Origin of the sequence: Streptomyces yokosukanensis (genome assembly GCF_001514035.1) — a bacterium.
Taxonomy (GTDB): Bacteria; Actinomycetota; Actinomycetes; order Streptomycetales; family Streptomycetaceae; genus Streptomyces; species Streptomyces yokosukanensis.
On the sequence record NZ_KQ948206.1, the window covers coordinates 537,908 to 547,009 of the forward strand.

Sequence of the window (9,102 nt, forward strand, 5' to 3'; positions counted from 1 at the left end):
TGCTGTACGAGCGGGCGGCGAGCGCGCTGCGCGAGACCACGCGCAACGACGAGGCGCTCACGCTGCAGATCCCCAGCGACGGCAGCCAGCGCGAGCTGCGTGCGGTCCTCGACTGGCTCGACGCCGCCGGCGTCGAGGCCGACGAACTGTCCGTGCACACCCCCGACCTCGACGACGTGTTCTTCGCGCTGACCGCGGACACCGCCCCCGCCGGGTCCGTCGACTCCCTCCAGAAGGAGACCTCCCGATGAGCGCCACCTCGTACGCCGTCCGCGACAACCTCACCATGCTGCGGCGCAGCCTCCTGCACGCCCGCCGCTACCCCTCCCTGACCCTGAACCTGCTGCTCACCCCGGTGATGCTGCTCCTGCTGTTCGTCTACGTCTTCGGCGACGTGATGAGCGCGGGCATGGCCGGCGGCCACGCGGACCGTTCCGACTACCTCGCCTACATCGTCCCCGGCATCCTCCTGATGACCGTGGGCATGACCTCGCTCGGCACCGCGGTGTCCGTGGCCACCGACATGACCGAGGGCATCATCGCCCGGTTCCGCACCATGGCGATCAACCGTGCGTCCGTGCTGATCGGCCATGTGATCGGCAGCGTGATCCAGACGATGCTGTCTCTGGCGCTGATCCTGGCCATCGCCGTGGCCCTCGGCTTCCGGCCCGACGCCTCGCCGGTGCAGTGGCTGGCGGCGGCCGGCCTGATGGCTCTGGTCAGCCTCGCGCTGACCTGGATCGCGGTCGGTATCGGCCTGGTGAGCCCCAACGCCGAGGGCGCCAGCAACCTCGGGATGCCGCTGACGATGCTGCCGCTCCTGTCCAGCGCGTTCGTGCCGGTGAACGCCATGCCGGACGGATTCCGCTGGTTCGCCGAGTACCAGCCCTTCTCGCCCGCCATCGAGACCCTGCGCGGACTGCTGACGGGCAGCGGGGCCGGCACCAAGGACGCGGTGCTCGCCGTCGCCTGGTCCCTGGGCCTGAGCGTGCTCGGCTACCTGTGGTCCAAGGCGCGGTTCAACCGCGAGCCGAACCGGTGAACCCGGCCGGCCGAGCCGCGGCTGCGGCCCCCGCCGGCCTCCAGCCGCCGCTCAACCGCGCGCCGCCGTCAGCTCGCGCAGCGCCACCGCCCGCAGCTCCTCCCGCCCCAGGGCGGCGTACCTCGACCTCGCGTCGGTGTACGCCGCCCTGTCGGCGTTCTCGGCCACCTCCCGGGAGCGGGCCAGGGACAGGGTGGGGAACTCCCGCACCGCCGGCATCCGCTCCGCGAGCGCCAGCAGCCGTACCGCCCCCGCCTCGCCCCGGGCCAGCCCCGTGAAACCGAGGGCCATCAACACCGTGCCGTACACCGGGAGTTCCACCGGAGCGCCCTCGGCCAGGGTGCCGTCCGCCGGGGCGCCGGACAGCATCTGCAGCAGCCGGTCCCGCAGTTCCTCGGCGAGGCCCGCCACGGGCTCCAGCCGGGCGGCCTGCGCGTGCGCCGCCAGCGCGGCCGACCGCACCTCCAGCGACCACGGCTCCACGAACGGGTCACCGGGATACAGCAGGCTGTCCTCCTGCATCTGCGCCACCGCCCGGCGCCACAGCCCGAGGCCGACCTCGGTCAGTCCCCGGGCCAGTGCGATCTCCGCGCGGGCCGGCAGTTCGGAGGTGAAGATCCGGGCGGACTCCGGCGGCTGGTCCAGCGCCGCGAGCCGCAGCCAGTACTCCGCCTCCTCCACGTCCCCGCGCAGCAGACAGGCCAGCACCAGCCCCCCGTGCACCCCGACCGAGTCCGACCAGTCGCCGAACCGGTTGAACTCGCCGAGCGCGTCCAGCGCGGCCCGCAGATGGTCGTACGCCTCCGCGCCCTGCTCGGACTGCAGGCACAGCTCGCTGATCCGGCCGTGGCTGAGCAGCAGGGTGACCGGATTGCCGAGCGGCTCCAGCGAGTGGAGCATCCTGCGGGCGTACTCCAGCGCGCGCTCGCTCTCGTGCTGGGACTCCCACACATAGCTCGCCACGCAGGCCGCGACGCCCGCGAGCAGGGGCGCGTCGGACTCGCACAGTTCGTCCAGCCGCTCGAAGCGGGGCGGATGTATGTCCGGTACGGCGCACAGCACGATCGTCAGCGCCCGCACCAGGGTGTCCGGCGGCGCGGGCGGCAGCCGGCGCAGGGTGACCAACTGCCGTACGGCGTGCGGTCCGCGGCCCATGAACAGGCTCGCCGCGCACACGGCCGCCGCGCTGCGGGCCGTCTCCACGTCCTCGGGGCTGTCGGGGGACGGCCGGAAGCGGGACAGCGGCCCACCGGTCTCGGCGACGAGGGCCGCGAGCCGGGGGTAGTTGGAGTCGGTGGACCACAGGGAGGCCAGCACGGCGGTGACGGCGGCCGTGCCGGGCCCGTCGGCGCGGGCGAGTGCGTGGCGCAGCGCCAGGACGAGGTTGTCCTGCTCGGCCCGGATGCGCAGCCAGGCCGGTACGGGGTCGCCGCCGAGCAGCACGTCGTGGTGGGCGCGGCCGAAGTCCCGGGCCCAGGCGAGGAACCGGCCGGTGACCGCCTCCTCCTCGCCGGCCTCGGCACGCTTGGCGGCGCCGAACTCCCGCAGCGTCTCCAGCATGTGGAAGCGCACCCCGGACGGGCTGTCGCCCACCTTGACCAGGGACTGGCCGGCCAGCTGCTCCAGCAGGTCCAGCGCGTCCCCGGTGTCGCCGAGCACGTACTGCGCCGCGTCCTCGGCGAAGCCTCCGGGGAACACGGACAGGGCGCGCAGCGCGGCCTGTCCGTCGGGTTCCAGCAGGTTCCAGCTCCAGTCGACCACGGCCCGCAGCGTGCGGTGCCGCTCGGGCACGTCGCGGGCACCGCCGCGCAGCAGTGCGAACCGGTCCCGCAGCCGACGGGAGATGTCGGCCACGGACTGCACCCGGACCCGGGCCGCGGCCAGTTCCACGGCGAGCGGCAGCCCGTCCAGATGCCGGCAGATCTCGGCGACCGGGCCCGCGGGCAGCTCCACACCGGGCCGGGCGGCCCGCGCCCGCTGGGTGAACAGCTCCACCGAGGTCGCGAGGGACAGTTCCGGCAGCGCGTACACCGACTCCGACGTCAGCCCCAGTGGGGCCCGGCTGGTGGTCAGCACCCGCAGCCGGCCGGAGCGCGAGACCATCGCCTGGACCAGGGCCGCCGCCCCGGTGATGACGTGCTCGCAGTTGTCCAGCACCAGCAGGACCGGCCCGGCGCCGAGCGCGCCGACGATGCCGCTCACGGCATCCCCGCCGCCGGCGAACTGCCGGCCCTCCCCGGCACCGACCGCCGAGGCCACCTCACCGGCCACGTCGTCGTCGGTGGTGACACCGGCCAGGGTGACGAAGTGCACCACGGGCTGCTCGGCCGCCCGGCTCACCGCGTGGGAGAGCCGGGTCTTGCCCAGTCCGCCGGGACCGACGACGGTGACCACCCGGGCCTCGCGCAGCAGCGCGGCCACGGCGGCGAGGTCGGCGTCCCGGCCCAGCAGCGGGTTCGGCTCGGCCGGCACGCCGTGCCGGAGCGGCGGCACGTCCGCGCTCAGCAACCGCTGGTAGACGGACCTGAGTTCGGGGCCCGGATCGGCCCCCAGCTCCTCCCGCAGCCCGCGGCGATAGGCGTCGTACCGGGTCAGTGCCGCGGCCCGGCCCGCGGTGGCGGCCTCGCAGCGCAGCAGCTCCGCCAGCACCTCCTCGTCCCGCGGCAGCTCCCGCACCAGCTCGGCCAGGGGCGCCGCGGCCTCCTCGCACCGCTCCAGCCGGGCGAGCGCGAGCGCCCGGGAGCGGACCAGCGCGCGGTGCGCCCGCACCCGCCCGGCGCGCAGCGCCGCCACCGGATCGTGCAGATCCTCTCCGGCGCCCGCGTCCACGTTCCCGTCCCACAGCGCCAGCCCCGCCTCGGCCTCGGCGAGCGCGGCCGCATGCTCCCCGGCCCGCGCGTGCTCGGCGCTCGCCGCCTCGTGCAGCAGCAGCGCGGAACTGTCGACCTGCGCCTCCTGCAGCGCCAGCCGGTATCCGGTCGGAGTGCTCACGACCACCTCGGCACCGATCTGCGCCCGCAGCCGCGACACGAGGATCTGCACCGCCTTGCCCGGTCGCTCGGGCAGCTCCTCGGCCCACAGCCCCTCCACGAGCCGGCCCGTGCTGCAGCCGGTGCGCAGATCCTCGGCGAGCAGCGCCAACAGGCCGCGCAGCCGGGGCGCGGTGATCTCCCGTCCGCGGCAGGCGACACGGGGCAGCAGGGTCAACTCGGTGGTCACGCGTGGAAGAGTAGGCCGTTTCCCGCGGCGGGGGCAGGGAAGGGCCCGGCTGTCTCGAGGGCCGGTTCAGCGGAACTCCGCCAGCCTCGGGCGCAGCCCCAGCGCGGTCAGCAGCGCCGCGGCGCCCAGCAGCCCGCCCGCCCAGGGCAGCAGGCCGCCCAGCCCCGCGCGGCCCGCGTCGACGGACGACGTGAAGTGGGCGCGGTTGATGTCCGCCACCCGGTTCAGGGCGGACATCCAGACCCCGAAGTGGGCGTTGGAGGTGTCCGGCTCCCAGCCCATGCAGAACTCGGCCGCCTCCCGTTCCTTGCCGGCCGCCAGCAGGGCGCGGACCGTGCGGTCGTCGCGCTGGTAGACGGCGTAGGCCCGCACCGTCCTCTCGGCCGCCGCCCGTTCGCCGGGGAAGGTGACGTTGTCCAGCTCGCGGCGGAACTCGCCGGTGAAGCGCAGGTCGTGGTGGTCGGCCCGGTACGCCTGCCAGGTGCCGGCCAGTTCGGCGTCGTACGTCGACAGGGTCGCGCCCTTGAGGCCGTACAGCTGCTGGGACTTGGCCAGGAACGATTCCTCGTACTGCGTGCGGCGCCCGGGGTCGAGCAGATAGCGGCTCTCGTCGGCGTTGGCGTCGTAGGCGATGGCGCGGGCCCGGGAGAGGGCGACGACGGAGTCGAAGGCGTCGTGGCGGGCCACGCGCAGCTGGGTGGCCGAGGCGGACAGCAGCTGCGTGCCGAGGACCACCGCGAGCAGGGTGCAGACCGAGGCGGCCAGTGCGCCCGGGTTGAGGATGCGCCGGAAGCGGCGGGCGAGGTACCACTGCAGGAGGCCGAGCACGGCCAGCAGCAGGACGCCGAGCACGAGGAGCGCGGTGAGCTGTGCGGAGAGGGTGGCGCGGGCCGAGGAGTACTCCGCGGTGAAGGCCGTGTCGTTCGAGGACACCAAGGTGCCCGCGGCGGGCAGGAGTCGGGTGCGCAGCAGGTCGGTGGCGCGGCGGTGGTCGGCGAGGGCGGCCGGCCTGCCGCCGTGGTGGCCGTCGTTCTCCAGCGCCCGGCCGATCAGCTCCTGGTACTCGGCGAAGCCGTCGGTCAGCGACTCCACGGTCTTCTCGTCGGCCGGGCTGCCCTGCGCGGCCACGGCGAGCGTGCGCAGATCGTGGCCTGTCGCGCGGCGGGCGTCACCGTAGAAGCCGACCGCCTTGGTGTACGGCGTCCGGAGCCGGCCCTTTCCCGCGTCGCCGTTCGACAGCAGGATGTTGGCGGCCTGGGCGTCCATGTCGTTGAGGGCGAGGTCGAGGTCGGCGGCGCTGGTGGTGCGCGGCGCGTCCCACCCGCTGATCCTGTCCCAGGTGCCGTTCAGGCCGAGCCCCGCCACGAGCAGCAGGGCGGCCACGGCGGTGGCGAGCAGGAGCGTGGCCGCGCGCAGAAGGCGCAGCCGCGCGGGCACGGTGGCCCAGAAGCGGCGGCGCAGAGCGGCCCGCGCGGCCACGGTCCGCCGCGGGCGCAGCCCCGGACCCCGTCCGGCCGTCCGCGAACCCTCTCGGCTCCGCGGTCCGGGGCTGCTCCCGGACGGGGCGACCACCTCTCTTCGTGGCGGTGTCTCCCCCTCGGTCCCAGGACCTCGCGCTGTTCTGGCCGTGAGAGTCACGGTCCCTCCAACGTCACGCCACGGACGGTCGCCCGTCCCCCGTTGCCGATCAGTCTGCGACCGGATTCGGCCACCCACGGCCCGCCTTGACGGCCCCCTGACGGCTCCTCAGGTCGGTTTGACGGGACTTTGACGGCGGGCGCGCCCGCGCCGTATGAGAGCCGCAAATTCCTTGGCGACCTGGGCGATCGGCCCGCCGGGCCGGGCTAGATTCGCTGTCGGCCGCCGCCGGGACCGAGGAGGCCCTGGGCGCCGCGCGACCGGCGGAGCCCGCGCCACGGCGGCGCGCAGCCGTGGCGCGCGGGCGGCCGTCGACCACCGTCCCCGTCCCGCCTCACGACACGAAGGTGTCCATGCTTCCCGCTGCCCCCGAGCAGGCCCCACCGTCCCGCCCCGAACGCGCGCCCCGGCCCGGGCGCGGAGGCAGAGCGAGACGCCGTGCCGGCGGCGGGCTGTTCGAACCGGTGCAGCTCGTCCGCTCGTTCCCCGAGGCCGTGCGCAAACTGCACCCGCGCGTCCTGGTGAAGAACCCGGTGCTGTTCGTCGTCTCCGTCGGCGCGGTCCTGACCACCCTGTCCGCACTGCTCCATCCAGCCGTCTTCACCTGGGTCATCAGCCTGTGGCTGTGGCTGACGGTCGTCTTCGCCAATCTGGCCGAAGCGGTCGCCGAGGGCCGCGGCAAGGCGCAGGCCGAATCGCTGCGCAGGGCCCGTTCGGACACGGTGGCGCTGCGTCTCGAACACTGGAACTACGGCGCGAATCTCGCCACCGCCCGCACCGAGGCCGTCGCCGCCACCGATCTGAAGCCGCTGGACGTGGTGCTGGTGGAGGCGGGCGAGATGATCCCGGCGGACGGCGACGTCATCGACGGGGTCGCGGCCGTGGACGAGTCCGCGGTCACCGGAGAGTCGGCGCCGGTGATCCGGGAGGCGGGCGGCGACCGCAGCGGGGTCACGGGCGGTACGACGGTGCTGTCCGACCGGATCGTCGTGCGGGTCAGCGCCCGCCCCGGACACAGCTTCCTGGACCGGATGATCGCGCTGGTCGAGGGCGCCTCCCGGCAGAAGACCCCGAACGAGATAGCGCTGAACATCCTGCTCGCCTCGCTCACGGTCATCTTCCTCCTGGTCGTGGTGGCCCTGCAGCCGATGGGCGAGTACGCCGGTGCCGCCCAGTCCACGACCGTTCTGGTCGCCCTGCTCGTCACTCTCATCCCGACCACCATCGGCGCCCTGCTCTCCGCGATCGGCATCGCCGGCATGGACCGCCTGGTGCAGCGCAACGTGCTCGCCATGTCGGGCCGGGCCGTGGAGGCGGCCGGCGACGTCAACACCCTGCTGCTCGACAAGACCGGCACCATCACGCTCGGCAACCGGGAGGCCGCCGCCTTCATCGCGCTGCCCGGCGTCGACGAACGCCAACTCGCCGACGCCGCGCAGCTGTCGTCGCTGGCCGACGAGACGCCCGAGGGCCGTTCCGTCGTCGTCCTCGCCAAGAACCGGTACGGCCTGCGGGCGCCCGCCCAGGGCGAGTTGGCGAACGCCCGCTGGGTGCCGTTCAGCGCGCAGACCCGGATGAGCGGGGTCGATCTGCGCTGGGACAACGGAGCCGTCTGCGCCATCCGCAAGGGCGCCGCCCAGCAGGTGATCGACTGGGTGCAGATGTACGGCGGCCGAGTCCCGCCCGAGGCGCGCCGGTACGCCGACGCCGTGGCCGCCTCCGGGGGGACACCGCTGCTGGTCGCGGTGCACGACTGGAACGGGCCGCGCGCCCTCGGTGTGATCCGGCTCAAGGACGTCGTCAAGGACGGCATCAGTGAACGCTTCGCCGAACTGCGGCGCATGGGCATCCGCACGGTCATGATCACGGGTGACAACCCGCTGACCGCGAAGGCCATCGCCGAGGAGGCGGGCGTCGACGACTACTTGGCCGAGGCCACCCCCGAGGACAAACTCGCCCTGATCAAGCGGGAGCAGGCGGGCGGGAAGCTGGTCGCGATGACCGGTGACGGCACGAACGACGCCCCGGCCCTCGCGCAGGCGGACGTGGGCGTGGCGATGAACACGGGCACGTCGGCCGCGAAGGAGGCCGGCAACATGGTCGACCTCGACTCCAACCCGACCAAGCTCATCGAGATCGTCGAGATCGGCAAGCAGTTGCTGATCACGCGCGGTGCATTGACCACGTTCTCCATCACGAACGACGTCGCGAAGTACTTCGCCATCATCCCGGCGATGTTCGCGGGCTCGTACCCGGGCCTGGAGTCGCTGAACGTCATGGGGCTGCACAGCCCGACCTCCGCGATCACCTCCGCGATCATCTTCAACGCGCTGATCATCGTCGCCCTGATCCCGCTGGCCCTGCGCGGGGTGCGCTACACCCCCGCCTCCGCGCACGACCTGCTCCGCCGCAACCTGCTCGTCTACGGCCTCGGTGGACTCGTCCTGCCCTTCGTGGGCATCAAGCTGATCGACCTGCTGATCTCGGGGGTGCCCGGCCTTGGCTGAGCCGCGTCCGCCCCTCTGGCTCCCCCGTCAAGGTCCCGTATGCGCACGTCAGAACCCCGTCATGGACCGGCGTTCCGGCTTGCCCGGCGGTTGCGGTACGGCTTCCATGGACGGCGTGAACAGCGCCTGGCTCCTGCTCGACCGGCCGCCGAGTCCCGCTCGGCCGCCGCGTCGCTCGCCGCGCTGACCGGAAGCGTCCGCGCCACACCGGTATCGCGTTCCGTCGACGCGTACCGGGCCGGCGCCGCGTCCCGCCGACGCCGCTTTCCGTGACCCGAGGGGCGCCGGACCGACTCCGGCGCCCCTCGCCCTCCCTCCACCACCGCACGCCCGCCCCCGCAAGGGGCCGCGTCGGCGTGCCGCGACCCCGGAACGGATCATGTCCAACTCCACCCTCTCGTCCCTGTCCGGCCGTACCGTCCTGGTCACCGGCGCCACCTCCGGCATCGGTTACGAGGCCGCCCGGCAGCTTGCCGAGCGCGGCGCCACCGTGCTGCTGCACGGACGCAGCGCCGACGAGACCCGGGCGGCGGCCGACCGCCTGATCGCCGCGTCCGGCGTCAGCGAATCCCAACTGGCCCTCTACAGCGCCGACTTCGCCCATCTGGACGAGGTGGAGCGGTTCGCGGGCGCGGTGGTCGCCGAGCACCCGCACCTGGACGTCCTCGTCAACAACGCCGGTATGGCGGCGCCCGA

4 protein-coding genes and 2 pseudogenes are annotated in these 9,102 nt (G+C 73.8%); 4 read left to right on the forward strand and 2 right to left on the reverse strand.

What is annotated here, in order from left to right; genetic code table 11:
- Together AQI95_RS02450 and AQI95_RS02455 are read left to right on the forward strand one after the other, a co-directional pair.
- A pseudogene (locus AQI95_RS02450) lies at nt 1-251 on the forward strand (ABC transporter); the annotation flags it as partial.
- Nucleotides 248-1,042 (forward strand): ABC transporter permease, encoded by a 795-nt coding sequence (locus tag AQI95_RS02455; RefSeq protein ID WP_067116413.1) that lies wholly within the window; start codon nt 248-250, stop codon nt 1,040-1,042. The pseudogene AQI95_RS02450 and the gene AQI95_RS02455, both read left to right, overlap by 4 nt.
- 51 nt (nt 1,043-1,093) lie before the next feature.
- On the opposite strand, the gene AQI95_RS02460 is transcribed toward AQI95_RS02455, so the two are convergent.
- A complete protein-coding gene (locus tag AQI95_RS02460; protein WP_067116416.1) occupies nt 1,094-4,261 on the reverse strand; it encodes an ATP-binding protein in 3,168 nt (1,055 codons plus the stop codon).
- A gap of 66 nt (nt 4,262-4,327) precedes the next feature.
- A complete protein-coding gene (locus AQI95_RS02465; protein ID WP_067116419.1) occupies nt 4,328-5,740 on the reverse strand; it encodes a hypothetical protein in 1,413 nt (470 codons plus the stop codon).
- Between the two features lie 512 nt (nt 5,741-6,252).
- On the opposite strand from AQI95_RS02465, the gene kdpB reads away from it, so the two are divergent.
- Complete coding sequence (gene kdpB, locus AQI95_RS02470; RefSeq protein WP_067117037.1) at nt 6,253-8,406, forward strand: potassium-transporting ATPase subunit KdpB; 2,154 nt, start codon at nt 6,253-6,255, stop codon at nt 8,404-8,406.
- A gap of 379 nt (nt 8,407-8,785) precedes the next feature.
- Nucleotides 8,786-9,102 (forward strand): annotated as a pseudogene (locus AQI95_RS48670) (SDR family NAD(P)-dependent oxidoreductase); the annotation flags it as partial.